General features: G+C 58.2%; 21 protein-coding genes and 1 pseudogene. 1 reads left to right on the top strand and 21 read right to left on the bottom strand.

Annotated elements, in window-relative coordinates; translation table 11 throughout:
* Nucleotides 1–73: 73 nt before the first annotated feature.
* From PYK22_RS13690 to PYK22_RS13610, 21 genes and pseudogenes are all read right to left on the bottom strand, one after another.
* Nucleotides 74–739 carry a DUF3644 domain-containing protein gene (locus PYK22_RS13690; protein ID WP_173568278.1) on the bottom strand — a complete coding sequence of 222 codons (666 nt, stop codon included), beginning with the start codon at nt 737–739 and terminating at the stop codon, nt 74–76.
* A gap of 59 nt (nt 740–798) precedes the next feature.
* Nucleotides 799–1,035 (bottom strand): DUF3644 domain-containing protein, encoded by a 237-nt coding sequence (locus PYK22_RS17970; protein ID WP_173568277.1) that lies wholly within the window; start codon nt 1,033–1,035, stop codon nt 799–801.
* Nucleotides 1,016–1,264: a winged helix-turn-helix domain-containing protein gene (locus PYK22_RS17965; protein ID WP_211197713.1), complete on the bottom strand. Its 249-nt coding sequence runs from the start codon at nt 1,262–1,264 to the stop codon at nt 1,016–1,018. Before PYK22_RS17965 ends, PYK22_RS17970 begins: the two co-directional genes overlap by 20 nt.
* A 184-nt stretch (nt 1,265–1,448) precedes the next feature.
* Entirely contained in the window at nt 1,449–1,586 is a 138-nt protein-coding gene (locus tag PYK22_RS17960; RefSeq protein WP_211197712.1) for a hypothetical protein, read from the bottom strand.
* 14 nt (nt 1,587–1,600) lie between these two features.
* Entirely contained in the window at nt 1,601–1,846 is a 246-nt protein-coding gene (locus tag PYK22_RS13680) for a hypothetical protein (protein ID WP_041978136.1), read from the bottom strand.
* Between the two features lie 150 nt (nt 1,847–1,996).
* Entirely contained in the window at nt 1,997–2,341 is a 345-nt protein-coding gene (locus tag PYK22_RS13675) for a HepT-like ribonuclease domain-containing protein (RefSeq protein WP_041978134.1), read from the bottom strand.
* Complete coding sequence (locus PYK22_RS13670; RefSeq protein ID WP_041978131.1) at nt 2,338–2,628, bottom strand: nucleotidyltransferase family protein; 291 nt, start codon at nt 2,626–2,628, stop codon at nt 2,338–2,340. The genes PYK22_RS13675 and PYK22_RS13670 overlap by 4 nt, the downstream gene beginning before the upstream one ends.
* Nucleotides 2,618–2,755, bottom strand: a complete 138-nt coding sequence (locus tag PYK22_RS17430; RefSeq protein WP_162199858.1) for a hypothetical protein — start codon at nt 2,753–2,755, stop codon at nt 2,618–2,620. The genes PYK22_RS13670 and PYK22_RS17430 overlap by 11 nt, the downstream gene beginning before the upstream one ends.
* Nucleotides 2,756–2,780: 25 nt before the next feature.
* A pseudogene (locus PYK22_RS13665) lies at nt 2,781–3,068 on the bottom strand (type I restriction-modification system subunit M N-terminal domain-containing protein); the annotation flags it as partial.
* 530 nt (nt 3,069–3,598) lie between these two features.
* Complete coding sequence (locus tag PYK22_RS18405) at nt 3,599–3,799, bottom strand: cyclophilin-like fold protein (RefSeq protein WP_162199857.1); 201 nt, start codon at nt 3,797–3,799, stop codon at nt 3,599–3,601.
* A 228-nt stretch (nt 3,800–4,027) separates the two neighbouring features.
* Nucleotides 4,028–4,795, bottom strand: coding sequence for an SDR family NAD(P)-dependent oxidoreductase (locus PYK22_RS13660; protein ID WP_041978125.1), 768 nt, complete (start codon nt 4,793–4,795; stop codon nt 4,028–4,030).
* Nucleotides 4,796–4,861: 66 nt separating this feature from the next.
* Complete coding sequence (locus PYK22_RS13655; protein WP_211197710.1) at nt 4,862–5,272, bottom strand: DUF2255 family protein; 411 nt, start codon at nt 5,270–5,272, stop codon at nt 4,862–4,864.
* Nucleotides 5,273–5,346: 74 nt separating this feature from the next.
* Complete coding sequence (locus PYK22_RS13650; protein ID WP_060635686.1) at nt 5,347–6,531, bottom strand: XdhC family protein; 1,185 nt, start codon at nt 6,529–6,531, stop codon at nt 5,347–5,349.
* Between the two features lie 7 nt (nt 6,532–6,538).
* Nucleotides 6,539–7,141 (bottom strand): nucleotidyltransferase family protein, encoded by a 603-nt coding sequence (locus PYK22_RS13645; protein ID WP_041978122.1) that lies wholly within the window; start codon nt 7,139–7,141, stop codon nt 6,539–6,541.
* Nucleotides 7,138–9,318 carry a xanthine dehydrogenase family protein molybdopterin-binding subunit gene (locus PYK22_RS13640; RefSeq protein WP_041978119.1) on the bottom strand — a complete coding sequence of 727 codons (2,181 nt, stop codon included), beginning with the start codon at nt 9,316–9,318 and terminating at the stop codon, nt 7,138–7,140. Before PYK22_RS13640 ends, PYK22_RS13645 begins: the two co-directional genes overlap by 4 nt.
* A 20-nt stretch (nt 9,319–9,338) precedes the next feature.
* Nucleotides 9,339–10,331 (bottom strand): FAD binding domain-containing protein, encoded by a 993-nt coding sequence (locus PYK22_RS13635; RefSeq protein ID WP_041978117.1) that lies wholly within the window; start codon nt 10,329–10,331, stop codon nt 9,339–9,341.
* Nucleotides 10,318–11,169 (bottom strand): (2Fe-2S)-binding protein, encoded by an 852-nt coding sequence (locus PYK22_RS13630; protein ID WP_041978115.1) that lies wholly within the window; start codon nt 11,167–11,169, stop codon nt 10,318–10,320. The genes PYK22_RS13635 and PYK22_RS13630 overlap by 14 nt, the downstream gene beginning before the upstream one ends.
* Before the next feature lie 19 nt (nt 11,170–11,188).
* Nucleotides 11,189–12,262: an NAD(P)-dependent alcohol dehydrogenase gene (locus PYK22_RS13625; protein ID WP_041978113.1), complete on the bottom strand. Its 1,074-nt coding sequence runs from the start codon at nt 12,260–12,262 to the stop codon at nt 11,189–11,191.
* Between the two features lie 319 nt (nt 12,263–12,581).
* Nucleotides 12,582–12,977 (bottom strand): (R)-mandelonitrile lyase, encoded by a 396-nt coding sequence (locus PYK22_RS13620; protein WP_041978111.1) that lies wholly within the window; start codon nt 12,975–12,977, stop codon nt 12,582–12,584.
* A 159-nt stretch (nt 12,978–13,136) separates the two neighbouring features.
* Entirely contained in the window at nt 13,137–13,658 is a 522-nt protein-coding gene (locus PYK22_RS13615; protein WP_041978109.1) for a hypothetical protein, read from the bottom strand.
* Nucleotides 13,659–13,690: 32 nt separating this feature from the next.
* Nucleotides 13,691–14,698: an aldo/keto reductase gene (locus PYK22_RS13610; RefSeq protein WP_041978107.1), complete on the bottom strand. Its 1,008-nt coding sequence runs from the start codon at nt 14,696–14,698 to the stop codon at nt 13,691–13,693.
* A 133-nt stretch (nt 14,699–14,831) separates the two neighbouring features.
* Between PYK22_RS13610 and PYK22_RS13605 the strand changes: the two genes are divergently transcribed.
* A complete protein-coding gene (locus PYK22_RS13605) occupies nt 14,832–15,806 on the top strand; it encodes an AraC family transcriptional regulator (RefSeq protein ID WP_041978105.1) in 975 nt (324 codons plus the stop codon).
* Nucleotides 15,807–15,938: the final 132 nt, after the last annotated feature.

Genomic DNA, 15,938 nt, shown 5'->3' with positions numbered 1-15,938 from the left:
AAGCCCAACACGTCGAACACTATGTCGTCCAAGGCACGAGGGTCGGGCTGACGAAACTTCAATCTAGTTTGATTCATGGCTTGCTCGTGTAATGCTTGTCGAATTCTTTGAGAATGTTTGGGTTGAAAAATGGTTTTTTCGCGCTCTTAGGATTGTCGGGGTCGAGTCGGCGGACGTAGCAGTAGCGTTTGTCGTCTAGGAGCCCTTTGCGGATAGCGTGGTATTGCTTGTCCACTTTGAATCCGTCGTATCTGTTCTTGCACTCCTCTGTCAGCCTTGCGTAATCCCAAGGATACCGTTCGCGAATTTGCTCGTTAGTCAAGCGGACGGCTGGGGCGTTCGGGTTGTTGGTGACACGAACGGGTGTTGCCGTTGTGGACTTCGAACGGACGAACCGTACCTCGACATTGATCGCCACGGAGTACTTGCCATTGGGGTCGCTCTCACCGCTATCCAACCGGGCAAGATAGCGGAGAAAGTTCTTTTCTTCCTTGTTTAACTCTATTGCTTCCGTAGTCGGAGGCGGTGATATGAAGGAAAGCGGCATGATATAGAAGTTGAAGCGGGAGAGATCTTCCTTAAACCAGTCCTGTGCAGCCGCCACAAAGTTCTTCACTGCGGCCATACCGATTTCCTGGACCCGCTCCTCAAGCTCGGGGCTGCGGTGATAGAAGTGGACGCTCGTGTCGCGAAGTTCAGCCAGGGCTCCTAAATTCTTGCGGCAGGCTTCATCGAGCACCTTCTGCTCGGTGAGCTTCTTAGCCAGTAGTCGAGGGTGTGCGTGCGAGGACTCCCCGATCACGTGCGCTTATAGCGAGGGCGCTTCCCGCCTTTCCCTTCGCGCATGTAGAGGCTATTTAGACGATTTTTGTTCATCACCAGCCATTTGGCCTTGAGCAAAAGCTCCCAGGCGTTGAGCGCCAGGATCGTGAACGATTCGGCGCGATAGGGGAAGTCAGGCTTGTTGTACACGTCGATAGCCGCTACCATCGCGGCAATGGCGTGGTCCAACAGCTCACGCGATCGGGCTTTCATCTTTCAATGCTCTCCGTCCCAAGTCCGAGATTTCCCAGATTCCGTGCTGAGAATCCCGCTTCATCAGGCCTTCGCGAACCAGCGTATTGCGGCACCACTTGGCCGTGTTGCGCCAACGAATGGAATTGGGATCTGATGCTAACGGCTCAAGGTCGTATTTCGTCAGCTTGGCGCGCATTTTCTTCCCGACAAGGTCGAGGACCTCGCCAATGGATCCTTTTTCCGCCAAGCTCGACGAGCGCTTCCAAAATGGGCCGGCGAGAAGCGTCCTCTGGGGTACGAAGTCCCCGCGGCAAACGGCTTTTGACCGCGCGACCCGCCTTCTTCGGGTGCTGTGGCCTCTTGGCCAGGAAAGAAGCCCATTCTTTTTGAAGGGCCTTGACCTTCTCACGGAACTCCGCCAGACGAATCGCTTATTCTATGGCGCGGCGCGCCGTATCGAAATCGCCTTCTTTGAAGGCTTGCGCGCCGTCGTCGTTGAGTTGGTTGGCGACAAGCTCGATCTCTTCGAGCAGAATCTCGAAAGCTGTGTTGACTTCGTTGCCCTGCATCGGTTCACCTCCGGTTACTGGCTTCGCTTATTGTGCTTGAGTCTGCTCCTGCGGGCGTAAGCCGGATATTTCTCATAAACCGCTTTGAGCAAAGCGTTGTAGTCAAGATCGCCGTAGGTTTCGATGATGCTCCACCCTCGCTCACGGAGATGCTTCTCAATCAGAAGTTCAGCTTCGGCTTCATTGATTGGTCTATTCGCCATAGAGACCTCCTGTTTTTCTGACCGATACTTTTGGATGTGGTCGAAAACCTGCCGCATCGCCACCTCCTTGCTAACGCAAGGATAGAAAAAACAATCCTATCTCATTCGCTTGTTTAGCTGCCATAGCCCAGTCTCTGAAGACTCTTCCCAATCGCCTCATCCCACCTCGGAGTCTCGGCTTCTGATTGCAGGACACGCGCACCGGCCTCATCCTTGTTCCTCCAGCCACTGCAAAAGCCGCTCGATGGCGAGCTTCAAAGCCGGTAGATCGCGCTCCACGGTCTTCCAGACCTCCCCGAGGTCAACGCCGAAGTATTCGTGAACCAGCACATTGCGCATGGCAACGATCTGCGGCCACGGCACCTCCGGGTGCGCCTCGTGAAAGTCCCGGCCGAGGTTGGCCGCAGCCTCACTGATGATCTGAATGTGGTGAAATATCCAGACCTGGATCAGCTCGTCGCCCTCGAAAACCTCGCGGCCGCGGGAGGCGTAGCGCTCGATCCGGACGATGGCCTCGAGGATGTCTCTGAGGCGCTCCTTCGGGTCCCTCATAGCGGCACGGCCTCCTTTAGCACCCGCTCCCGAATGCGCGGCTTGATGCCGCGTTCGCTCACCACGTCCACCTTGCAGCCGAGTAGTTCCTGCAGTTCGAGCCAAAGCGCCGCATGATCGAGCAGGCTGCGTTCGGGCTCGAATTCGACAACGAGATCGATGTCGCTTTGCTCGTCCGCCTGGCCGCGGGCTACAGAGCCGAACACGCGCACATTACGGGCGCCGTATTTGGCGGCGACGCGCAGGATTTCCTCGCGTTTCGCTTTAAGAAGCTCTTCAACCATCATAGCCCAGTTCCTTAAGGTTCTTCGCAATCGCCTCATCCAACCTCGCAGCCTTGGCCTGCTGCTCGCGCAGTGGTGCCACGAGGCGGGCCATTTTCTCTTCAAACGGCTTGTCGCCCTCGTCCTGCACCTCGGCGCCGACATACCGGCCCGGGAGGATTGTCGCGCTCGACGGCTTCCATTGCTTCATCAACGATCTGGCCGATGTTCGGCTGGCGGGCGTTTTGCTTAAGTCTCTCCCAGCGGGCTTCGGGCGGCGCCCAGAAGATACCTTCGGCGCGATATTCGTCGGGGTCTTCCGGGTCGGCGCCCTCCGAGCGCTCGGCTTCGAGTTTCCGGTGATGCTCCTCGAAAGCGTCGGAGATATACTTGAGGAAGATCAGACCGAGGACGACATGCTTGTACTCGGCGGCGTCCATCGAGCCGCACAGGGCGTCGGCCATTTGCCAGAGCTGAGGTTCATAGCCCACCGTGGCGCCATTGGTGCTTGTTGTGTTCCTATTGTTTCTTCGCTTTGCCAATGTCTACCTCATTCGATCGTTTCGCTGGCGTCTTGCCTTAGGGCGTTTTGTTTCCGCCTTACAAGCTTATGCCAATTTGCGTCGGGATGATTTGCGTCGATATGGCGCGATAATTGGCGTAGACGCTGCCCTTATGATGCCAGTTTGCGTCGGGATAATGTGCATCGACCAGTGGTTTGTCAAGTTTTCTCGTCGCTCTTGGCTTACGAGAAGCTACCGCCCGAGCGGTCCACCTTTCGAAGGAGGAATGAAGGCGCAACGATTGGGCTTGGCTTCGCGCGAGGCGCGAGACCGTCAGCGCGGCCCGGAGCGCGCCTCAAGCCCCTAGAGTGAAACTGCTCGGGCGGACGTTGGGGTCAGATCCCTTGCGTCCGTGTAAATTCCCTTGCGGAGGATGTGAGGAGGTCCCTCCTCAGCAGTTGTTGATGTGTTATCTGATGTTCGCAGAAGTTTCAGTTAATTGGTAAAGGTGTAGTAGCGCCGGAAGCTGAGTTGAAATGCTCGTGAGGCGGCAGCCGCCGATCTGCAATCTTCTCGACATGGTTGAAATCACGGAAAGTCAAAGTTAAGCTGAGATGAGCGATCAAATCGCGTGCTGTAACATTATCCCACAATCGTCCATTTAAGATTGCGTCTCTGATGATCACCCGCATGCGCGTTTCGCCGTTTGGTAGTTTGCTTGTAGGTATAGTCGTTTTCCCTTTTGGTTCGGTAAGCGGTGGCAAATTGGGTTCCGACAAGGGTTTTAGCGTGGACGCACAGGCAGCGCTTAAAGATGACTGTGGGAATGACTGAGATAATCGGAGTATAGAGCTTATGCATTTTCTTTCCTTTGATTAGTAACAGAGATGATCAGCCGAAAGAGCGAAGCGATAAAGAGCTTATCCGGTTTCTTTCCTTGGACTACGGTTCTCCTCCTTGAGCAGGGCGACGCCCGTCAGCTTTTCGCAAACGGCTAAGAAATCCTCTTGCAACGCTAGGTCGTCGGCCCGAGGGTGATAGCGCGCTTCGCGCAGGTGGTAGAAGTAACGGCCGCTGACCTTTGCTTGTGGATCGTCGCTTGCAGCTAACCAAACTTGCGTCTCGACCCCCTTTTCGAGATCGTCCGGCGCGTTTGGACCGCCCATCTTCGTCGGCACCCAACCGGGGTCGACCGCGTTGGCATACACGTTCGACCATTTGCGAGCGACGGCTTTCGCCAGCAGCACCAAGTAGAACTTGGAATCGGCGTAGCTGATCCTTTCGGAAGCCAAGGCTTTGAGATCAGCGCGCCCGTGCAAGTGCAGATCCGAACTGATATAGATCAACCGCTCAGGCCTGTGGATCAGGCAGGTGAGAACGTAAGGCGCTAGGGTGTTGACAGTGAGCAGATCACGGTTCGAAGCTTGATAGACTCCGGCGTTGTGGATCACCGCATCGAACGGGCCTATGACGTTGGCTTCTTCGGCCAAGCGCTTCACCTCTTCGAGGCGAGATAGATCCGCGACGAGCACTCCCTCGGCTTTCGAGACGCTGGTCAAAGCCTCGCGCGCTCTCTTCGGGTTGCGCGCGTGTAGAACCACTCGGTGTCCCTGCTCCGACAATCGGCGCGCGGCCAGCTGCCCTAGACCATCGGCTGAGCCGGTGATGAAGATCCTTCTCGATCTCATAGGCGTCTTGTACTTGCGATCAGTTCATGCGGCAAACGGGGGCGCTCCGCTAAAACTCCGATTCGCTTATGCCGATTCAACGCGCGGCAAGATCCGAACCGTAGCCGAACGAGCGCGCGCGCCGATCATCGGCTCAAGATATGGACTGCCGCGGTATTTTGCGCGATAGGCATCATCGATCCGGCCCTGAATTGGATCATCGGCGGCGACCGCTTCGAAGACCACCTCTTTTGTCATCCCGGCGACCGTGACTCTTCCCGCGCGTTCTCGCACGGCGGCTTGATACCAGCTCGAACGCGGCCCGTTATACGCTCGCGCGCAGACCGCCTCGTCCACCACCACGCACCAGACCCAAGTGGGAGTGCCGTAGGTGACGCCGTCTTCGCGAAAGGGCGAGACGTGCAGATCGTCCGCCGTCGCGATCTTGCTCAATTCTTCTCTGGACCATTTTCCCGCTTCGATCTGTTTATCGAACACCAGCGATCTCCTCCTTTCGCTTCCGCCTCCTACTTGCGCGGCGCTTCCATGAGTGGCCCCAACCGAAAGGCAAATCAGGCCCTTAGGCTTAGCACCTGCTCGCCACGTGGCGCGAGTTCCGGCTCGTGGATCAAGGGCGCAGCATGACCGTTGCGCTCGTGAATCGGTCCCGTTCTCTCGCGCAAGAAACCGCCCCGGCGATTCCGCAAGACGCTTTGAATCTCCGCGATGATGGAGATGGCGATCAACTCCGGCGTGTCGGCGCCGATGTCAAGCCCGATAGGCGCATGCAGTCGCTCCAAATTTTCGGCGGATAGCAAACCATCGACTTCCGCTCCGCCGCGAGCGAGCTCGCTTAGGATCTTTTCAGCGCGTTTCTTTGGACCGAGCGAGCCGATGTAAAAAGCTTCCGAGCCGAGAAGGAACTTCAAGATTTCGCGGTCATGCGTGTAGCTGTGCGTCATCACGACGGCGGCGACGTTCCCACCGATTCGCAACCTCGCGCTCAGCTCTTCCGGGCGCGATTGCAACGTTTCGTCAGCCGTTTGGAACCTTTCGCGCGTGATCAATGCCGGACGGTGATCAACTACAGTCACACGCCATCCCACGCCCTTCGCCAATTCGGCGAGCGAGACGGCATCCGACCCCGCGCCGAAGATCACCAGATGCGTCGGAGCGCTGACGTATTCCAAAAACGCTTCGCCGATCGGCGTCGCCAGAAGCTTCGACTTCCTTCCCCGCAAAACCGCATGGCAGTGCGGGAGCAGGGCATCAAGCGTCGCGTCGCTTAAGTCTTTGAAGACGATGCCGCGCTCATCGAGCAACAATCGCGCTCCAACCCGCTCCTCGCGCTGCGCGTTTTTAACTGAGATCAAAGTCGCCGCCACGCCAGGCTTGTCCGTCTGCCAACGGTGTTTCAGAAAACCGATCAATTCTTCGCGAGGAAGTTCGAGCAAGATTCTGATCGCGCCCTTGCATCCCATGTTCAGCGAGAAGACGGAATCGTCGCTCGTTCGCGTGTCATAGGTGATGACTTCCGCCTCTGCGGTTCTCAGAACACGTTTGGCGCGTTCGATCAGATCGGCTTCGAGGCAACCGCCGGATACCGTGCCGATGGTCCGTCCGTCCGGCGCGATCAGCATCCGCGCGCCGGGCAAACGATAGCTCGAACCTTCCACATCCACGACGGTTGCAAGAACGGTCCACGGCGCTTCAGGCGACTCGAGATATTCGATGATATCGAGCAGTTCCTTGTTCATGGCTCTTTCAACGGTCCCGAACCTCTTCGTTCGCCAGTCTTTGAAAATCCTGATAGGTGTCGATGTCGAATGCGGCTTCCGGCGCGTTGACGATGGTCGCTCTCGTCAAATCTTTGGCGATGAGTTTTTTCGCCCCCTCATCGCCCTGCAAGGTTGCGAATTCAACGAAAGTCTCCCGTCCGAACAGAGCCGGAGCGCCGATCGCGCTTCCGTAAGAGCAGGCCGCGATTGGCTTTTTCGATCCGATGAAAGCGTCTCTGAGCCGCAGCAAGGTTTCAGACGTTACGCGCGGCTGATCGCACAACATGATGATCGCTCCATCCAGCTCTTCTTCCATCGAAACGGAGATGCCTTTCTTGAGCGATGAACTGATCCCGGTCGGCCAATCCTCGTTGATGGCGATCTTGATCGGCAGATCTTCGATCTCTCTTTGGCAAGCTTCGTGTTGCGCTCCGAGGACGACGATTGTCCGCAGTTCCGTGCGCAAAGCCGCCTCAACCGCTCGCCGCAAGAGCGTTTTGCCTCGAAGCTTCAGCAATTGTTTTGGCTCGTTGCCCATCCTGCTCGCACGTCCGGCGGCGAGGATGATGATGCCGATTTTCGGTCTCATAAGAGTTTATCGGGCGTGATCGGCAGCTCTCTGATGCGTTTGCCGGTCGCATGAAAGACCGCATTGGCGATCGCCGCCGGGATGCCGACCATGCCGAGTTCGCCCATACCTTTCACGCCCAGAGGGTTGACGATTTTGTCATCCTCTTCGACGAAGATCGTTTCGACCTCAAGCACATCGGCGTTGACCGGAACGTGATAATGTTGCAGGTTCGGGTTCACGATTCGCCCGTAACGATGGTCCACTTCCGTCGCTTCCTGCAACGCCATGCCGATGCCCCAGACGACGCCGCCGATCTCTTGGCTATGGGCCGTTTTCGGATTGACGATCCGCCCGCAGGCGGTCACTTCGACGATGCGCGTGACGCGGACGATCCCCAATTCGGAATGCACCTTCACTTCAACGAACTGCGCTCCGTGGGCCAACATCGCATAGTCTTCTCGTTCCCTCGACGGGCGGGCTTCAAACGTCTCGGTGATCTCGTTAAGGTTATGGCGCTTCATCAGATCGAAAGCGTCAACGTATCGCGACGGGTCGCTTTTAAGTTGCAACCGCCCATCAAGTAGCTCGACATCCGATGCCGCCGCGCCCTTCAGCGGCGAGTCCTCGTTGCGGTTCGCTAAATCAAGCAGACGCGCGACGATGGCCATCGCCGCGCCGTGTACAGCCGAGCCGACGCTGGCCGTCGTCATCGAGCCGCCTTCCAGCGGAGCGCGAGGGAACCTCGTGTCGCCCAGTTCGAATTTGATCTGCTCCGGCTTCAAGCCGAGGAATTCAGCCGCGATGATGGTCATCGCCGTGTATGTCCCCGGACCGATGTCGCTGGTTGCGCTGACGACATGCGCCGTGCCGTCCGCCCTGAGCGTGATGCGAGCGGCGGCGGGCGCTTGAAAAGCTCCCCAGACGCCGGTTGCCATGCCCCATCCGATTAACCACTCGCCATCGCGCATCGAACGCGGCTCGAATTTGCGCTTCTCCCAACCGAACTTTTTCGCCCCCAGCAGGTAACATTCGCGTAGCGCTTTGCTCGACCACGGCTTGCCGCTTTCGGGATCGGTCTCGGCATAGTTGATGAGGCGCAGTTGCAGCGGATCGATCTTGAGCGCGTAGGCCAACTCATCCATCGCGGATTCGAGAGCGAACATGCCGCTCACGGCGCCGGGAGCGCGCATCCATGTCGGCGTGTGAAGGTCGGTGCTGACTATCTTCAGCGAGGCGCGAAGATTCGGACAGGCGTAAACTTGGCGCGCGAACCCCGTCGTGTTGTCATCGAACTCTTCGAAACTGGACGTGTTATGCACCGCTTCATGGATTATCGCGGTCAGCTTCCCGGACCGGTCCGCGCCGAGCGCGACTCTTTGAATCGTGTAGGGGCGATAACCGTGTCCGGCGAACATCTGCGTGCGCGTATAGACGATTTTGACCGGACGTTTGAGTTCGCGCGCGGCCATCGCCGTCAGCGTCGGATAGTAGTTCGGTCTGAGCGCGGAGCCGAAAGCGCCGCCGACAAAAGGCGAGATGACGGTCACATCCTCTTCGGGAATGCCGAAGCTCGAGGCGAGATGCCTGCGCACTTCGTAAACTCCCTGCGTCTTATCGAAGATGGTGAGCCGGTCGCCCTCCCAAAAAGCGATCGCCGCATGAGGCTCCATCGGGTTGTGATGCTCGATCGGGATGCGGTATTCGGCTTCCACCTTCACCGGCGCCTCGCGCAGTGCTACCTCGGGGTTGCCGCGCACTCTCGTGCCTCTTCCATGTGAGGGATCGCGCGCGCTTGCTAGCAGCGCTTCCGTGTCGGTCTGATGCTTTTCGGCGTTGTAATCAACCTTGACGAGGCGAGACGCATAGCGCGCTTGTTCATAGGTCTCGGCGACGACCAAGGCGACGGGCTGCATGTTGAAATAGATCCGGTCGGATTGCAGGGCACGAAACGATCTATCTTGCGGATCGTTTCTGAACTTCGGCGCGTTCAAGTGAGTGAAGACGCGGATCACGCCGGGCGCGCGCTCAGCTTCGCGCGTGTCGATGGATTTGATCGTCCCTTTCGCAATGGAACTCGATACGATGAAACCATAGGCGAGATTCGGCACGCGAAATTCCGCAGCGTATTTAGCTCTGCCTGTCACCTTCGCGATCCCTTCAACACGGCTCATCTCCTTTCCGATATACCTTGCCATCCCTTTACGCCTCCTTAGCTCTATATCGTCTCATCCATCGCGCGTTGCAGAGCGAGAACGATGGCGCGCTTGCCGAGCTCGACCTTGTAAGCGTTGTGCGCGAGCGGCTTCGCCTCTTTCATCGCCGCTTCGGCGGCGGCGCGAAAGTTCGCTTCGGTCGCCTCTTTCCCGACCAAAGCATCTTCAGCTTCGGTTGAGCGCCAAGGCTTATGGGCGACGCCTCCTAAGACGACGCGCGCTTGTTTGATTCGATCGCCTTCAAGCGCCAGCGCGGCGGCCACGGCGACGAGCGCAAAGGCGTATGAAGCGCGGTCGCGAACCTTCAGGTAGTAGGAGTGTTTCGCGAAATCGTTCTTCGCCAGTTCGACGGCGACGATCAATTCGCCGTGCTGAAGGTTGTTGTCTTGTTCCGGCGTATCGCCCGGCAGGCGATGAAAATCCCGAATCGGGATCGTGCGCTCTTGCCCATTCGCGCCGCGAATCTTCACCGTCGCGTCGAGCGCATAGAGCGCATTGGCCATGTCGCCCGGATAGGTCGCGATGCATTTATCGCTATAGCCGAAGATGGCGTGCATGCGGTTGAGACCATGAAAAGCTGCGCATCCCGAGCCCGGCTCGCGTTTGTTGCACGGCATCGCCGTATCGTAGAAGTAGGGGCAGCGCGTGCGTTGCATCAGATTCCCGCCGACGGTCGCCATGTTGCGGATCTGGGCCGATGCGCCAGCTAATATCGCCCGCGAAAGGAGTGGATAGTTCTGCCGCACGAGCGGATGGTTCGCCACTTGCGCGTTCGTTGCCAACGCCCCGATGGAGATCCCGTTTAAAGTTGGCCTGATCTGCGCTAGGTGACTCAAACGTGTGAGGTCAACGATCTGCGTTGGGCGCTCGACATCTTCCTTCATCAAGTCGAGAAGATTGGTCCCGCCGGCTAAGAATTTCGCCGTCGGGGTAGCGGATACCAATTGCACGGCCTCCGCTTCGCTTGTAGCGCGCGCGTACTTAAACGGTCTCATCGCTTCTGCCCTCCCGCAGGAGTTTGTCGTTCATGACAGCGGCGATCTCTTCTTGGGTGGCAAAATGCCATGCTTGCGCCGTTTGGCGGCCCGATTGCACTTCGCGGATCGCGGCGACGATGCCCGGATATGCTCCGCAGCGACAGAGGTTGCCGCTCATGCGCTCCCGGATCTCTTCATCGGAAAGCTCCAGATCCTTCGTGATCGTCCGTAGATTGCGGGTGACGTAGCTTGCTTCGCCAGCTTCGGCTTCCCGTAGCAGCGCGACCGCCGAACAGATCTGCCCCGGCGTGCAGTAGCCACACTGGAAAGCGTCGTGCTTGATGAAGGCCGCTTGCATCGGGTGAAGTCCGGCGCCATTGGCCAATCCTTCGATGGTCGTCACCTCTTTGCCTTCGCAACTGGCTAAGAGCGTCAAACATGAAAGCACGCGCCGTCCATCAACGATCACCGTGCAAGCACCACATTGCCCTTGATCGCACCCCTTCTTGGTGCCCGTGAGTCCCAGCCGTTCGCGCAGAGCATCGAGCAGAACCGTGCGCGGATCAACCGTCAAAATCTGCGTCGAGCCGTTGATCCTCATGGTCACTTGAATGGCGTCTCCCGACGCCGCGTTCTGCGCCAGCACGGCGTCGGGAGAGGTCATCGCCGCCAGAGCTTTTTCTTTCGCCAGCAACTGAAGCGCGAAAATGCCGAGTCCGCTGGCAAGAGTTTGCCCCAGAAACTGGCGTCGCGCAGCGCCGAATAGCCCGAGTTCGTCGAGCAGCTTCTCTTCGTCCGCACTGAGCGACTCAAGATCGCCATCGTTAACGCTGGGATGTTCGTTCTTGTCGTTCATATTCGCTCTCCGCCTTTGCTTAGAGACCCTTCGCCTCTTCGGCCTTCAACGAAGACATGTCGATCGCGAAGCGATACTTCACATCGGACTTGAGCAATCGGTCGTAAGCTTCGTTGACCTTCTGAATCGGGATCACTTCAACGTCAGCGGTGATCCCATGCTCGCCGCAAAAGTCGAGCATCTCCTGCGTCTCGCGAATTCCGCCGATCATTGAACCGGAAAGATTGCGTCGCCCCATGATCAGAGAGAAGGCCGGAACTTCGAGCCTTTTCGGCGGCGCGCCGACGATCGTCAGTTGACCATCGCGCCGCAAGAGATTGAGATAGGCGCTGATGTCATGATCGGCTGAAACGGTATCGAGGATGAAATCGAAGCTTCCGGCGCGTTTCTGCATCTCTTCGGCGTCGCGCGAGATGACGACTTCATCGGCGCCGAGCCGTAGCGCATCCTCTCTCTTGTGAGGCGAGGTCGTAAAGACCGCGACGTGCGCGCCGAAAGCTTTGGCGAACTTCACTCCCATGTGGCCCAGTCCGCCCAAGCCGACGACGCCCACTCTGTGGCCCGGACCGACGCCCCAGCGACGTAGCGGCGAATAGGTCGTGATCCCCGCACAGAGCAACGGCGCGGCTCCTGCCGGATCGAGATGGGAAGGGACGCGCAATACGAAGCGCTCATCAACCACAATGCTTTCCGAATAACCGCCGTAGGTGACGCCGCCGAGATGCTTATCCGGCGAGTTGTAGGTGAGCACGACGTTCGGACAGAACTGCTCGAAGCCGGCCTGGCATTCGGGGCAAGTGCCATCCGAGTCAACCATACAACCGACGCCGACCAGATCGCCGGGCTTGAACTTCGTGACGGCTGAACCCGTCTCGACGACGCGCCCGATGATTTCATGGCCTGGGACGATCGGATAGGTGGTCGGTAGGAACTCGGTCCATTCGTTGCGAACCGCGTGCACGTCGGAATGACAGATGCCGCAGAAAAGGATCTCTATTTGCACATCGTGTGATGTCAAGCTGCGTCGCGCGATCGTCGTCGGAGCGAGCGACGACGTCGCACCGGCAGCGGCATAAGCTTTGGCTTTGTACATGACTCCGTCCTCCTATGATTCCTTGAAAATCTGATCTGATGATCGCTGAATGGCTCCGTCTAAACTCTCACAGGACTGCTTGATCGGCGCCGGCCATAAGCTCCGCGCATGATCGCTTCGCGCCCGCTTCTCCCGAGGTGGTCGCGAAATGGTTTCTACCGATGCCAGCGGGCGAGAAGCGAGCAAACGCCTGCGACGACTCTCCGCACGCGATCAGTCATTACAGCGAGCGTCGGCGTCTGGAGAACTCGCCGATCTCTGGATCGAGAAGCTTTCCCAACGCGCGCATCGCTAAGACGGCGAAGATCGCCCAGCCCCGCTATGCGTCGTATTCCTCATCGCTCACCTTCTCCAACCACTCAACCGCTTTGCCCTCGAAGGCTTCTTGAATGGCGATGTGCGTCATCTGAGTGGTCGAAGTGGCGCCGTGCCAGTGCTTGACGCCGGGCGGAATCCAAACCACATCTCCCGGCCCGATCTCCTTCTTGGGGCCGCCCCACTCTTGCACCCATCCGCGGCCCGCCGTGACGATCAATGTCTGGCCCAGCGGATGGGTGTGCCAGGCGGTTCGAGCGCCCGGCTCGAACGTGACGCTGGAAGCGCGCACGCGCGCCGGATCGGGCGCTTCGATCAACGGATCTATGCGCACCGAACCGGTAAAGTATTCATCCGGCCCTTTGCTGGAAGGTCGTGAATCAGCTCTTCTGATCTCCATGCTTTACCCCCTCCACTCTTGCCGATCGCTTCTTCGAGTTTCAATCGAACGATCTCAGAGCGCGAAGCGCGCTCATCCTCTCGAATGGCGCCTCGCAAAAACTTCAGCCCTGATGCCGGTCCACCGCATCGCTGAAGAGCCTCTTCGCGTAATGCCCCTTTAGGGTCTTTTTTGCCGCTTCTCGAAGACGTGATACGTCACCGTATCCCAAGCGTTGTGAATGCCGATGAAGAGCAGCAGCAACGCGCTCAAGCCGACGGCAAACAAAGCCGAGCGCAAAATGAAGCGGGTGGCGACCGCCGCTCCGACGAGCAGCGCATAGGCTGCAAATGGGAGCAGGGCATGAAAAAGCCAATCTTCGCAGACGGGCCGGTAGACTTTTTGGACTCTCATGCGCCGAGCCACGATGATGGTGTAGATGAGCCCGCTGAAACCGATCACGCCCCAGCAGATTGTTAGCGCTTTTCTCCCATGCCATGGCGCGCTCGCCACCGCCGAGAGCAGAAGCGCGACGGCGAAATGGACGACGCTCGGCGTCGTGAAAGCGGCTCCGGCTTCCGGCGGCACGTAGTCCGCTCTGTTGGCGATCAACGTCATGACGACGAACTGTAACCCGATCAAAGCGCCCGTCGCCGATCCGACGATCACATAGAAATCGGCCCATTCGGACAGCTCCGCCATATGGCCTCTCCCCTTATCGCGTCGCGCATCGCTCAGAGATAGGTCATTCGCTCCAGCTCTTCCGGGTAGCGAGCGCCTTGTATCTGAATCTTCGACGCGGCCTCTTCGATTTCGCGCAGATCGTCCGCCGTAAGTTCCACCTGGGCAGCTCCCAAGTTCTCTTCGAGGCGATGGAGCTTCGTCGTCCCCGGAATCGGCACGATCCAAGGCTTCTGCGCGAGCACCCAGGCGAGCGCGATCTGCGCTGGAGTCGCCCCCTTTCGCTCGGCGACTTTGCCGATCAGCTCAACCAGAGCGCGGTTCGCTTTCCGGTTCTCCGGGCTGAAGCGCGGAATGGTGCTGCGGAAATCGTTCTTGTCGAGTTGCGTGTTCTCGTCAATCTTGCCCGTCAAAAAGCCCTTGCCTAGCGGGCTGAAGGCCACAAAGCCGATGCCGAGTTCTTCAAGCGTTGAGAAGAGTTCCTGCTCCGGACGCCGCCACCATAACGAGTACTCGCTCTGAATAGCGGTGACTGGACAGACGGCGTGCGCGCGGCGGATCGTCTGCGCGCCCGCTTCCGAAAGGCCGAAGTGCTTGACCTTCCCCTCTTGGATTAACTCCTTCACCGTCCCCGCCACATCTTCTATAGGCACGTTCGGATCAACCCGATGCTGATAGAGCAGATCAATGGTTTCGACCTTGAGCCGTTTGAGCGAGCCTTCGACGGCCTGCCTGATGTGCTCTGGCCGACTGTTCAATGCCGGTCTACCTCGCATGCCGCGGGGATCGGAGTTCGGGCTGATGTCGAATCCGAATTTGGTGGCGATCACGACTTGATCGCGGAACGGAGCGAGGGCTTCGCCGACAAGCTCCTCGTTGGTGAAAGGACCGTAGACTTCAGCCGTATCGAAGAAAGTGACGCCGCGTTCGACGGCGGTTCGGATGAGCGAGATCGCCTCTTGCTTGTCCATAGGTGGACCATACCCATAACTCATTCCCATGCAGCCGAGTCCGATGGCCGAAACTTCCAGATCGCTTCTACCGAGTCTGCGTTTCCGCATCCCTTCTCCTCCTTTCCGTCAGTCGCCGTTCAATATATCGGGGAGGCGGCAGAAGGTGATAGAATGATCGTCCAAAGTAATTGAACTATTCTGCAGATTTTCGAGGCGCGCGACGCCAAAGATGAGTTCGCCTATGGGCACAAAGGCCATTCAATTGCCGAATCGCGAAACGCAGCGGATGAAGTCATATCGAGAAGAGTTGTTGGAACGCATCGCGCGGGCCGTCCCCGAAGATGGATTGATCGAACCATTAGCCGGACTGCGTCTCTATCGCGCCTCTTCACCCACCGAACCTCTTCCGGGCGTGTCCGATCCAACCTTTTGCGTGATCGCGCAAGGCAGCAAAGAGGTCTATTTGGGCACGGAGCGCTACCGGTACGATCCTTATCATTACTGCCTCGGCACGGTCGAACTGCCCATCGTCAGCAGGATCGTCGAGGCGTCCAAGGAGCGGCCTTATTTGAGCCTCGTGCTGAGACTGGATCCGTCGCTCGTCGGGTCAGTCATGATCGAATCGGGCCATGCCGTCTCCTCATCGCCTGTGGATGCAAAAGCGTTTGATGTCAGTCCGCTGGATGCGGGTCTGCTTGATGCCGTAGTGCGGCTCGTCAGATTGCTGGACCACCCAGAAGAAGCCTCTTTCATCGCGCCGCTGATCAAGCGGGAGATCATCTATCGGCTCCTGAGGGGAAAGCAGGGCGATAGGCTTCGCCACATCGCCATCTTGCGCGGCTACACTTCGCCCATAGCTCGGGCCATCGAACTGCTGAGGCGAAATTTCGATCAGCCGCTTCGCATCGATGAGATCGCACGCGAGGTCGGGATGAGCGTGTCTGGTCTCCATCATCACTTCAAAGCCGTCACCGCCATGAGCCCCTTGCAATTTCAGAAGCGGATACGGCTTCAAGAGGCTCGCCGACTCATGCTTCATGAAGGTCTGGACGCGGCAAGCGCCGGTTTCAAGGTCGGCTACAACGATCCTTCACACTTCAATCGCGAGTACAAGAAGCTCTTCGGGCTCCCGCCGCTTCGCGATGTCGAGCGGTTGCGCGGGTACAATGGGAAACGATCTGGCCGCGATTCAGTCAGAAGAGTTCGCGCCGCTTGAAAGGCAAGCGGCGATGCGGCAACCTAGGGAAAAGTGCATCGCGATTCAGTCAGAAGAGTTCATGCTGCTTGAAAGAGGGAACGATTAACCTCTTCGGCTCGCGAAGGTCTCGTGCAGGGAAGTTGCGATGAG

The organism is Pyrinomonas methylaliphatogenes, assembly GCF_000820845.2.
Taxonomy (GTDB): Bacteria; Acidobacteriota; Blastocatellia; order Pyrinomonadales; family Pyrinomonadaceae; genus Pyrinomonas; species Pyrinomonas methylaliphatogenes.
This window is presented reverse-complemented; position numbering and strand designations above follow the sequence as displayed.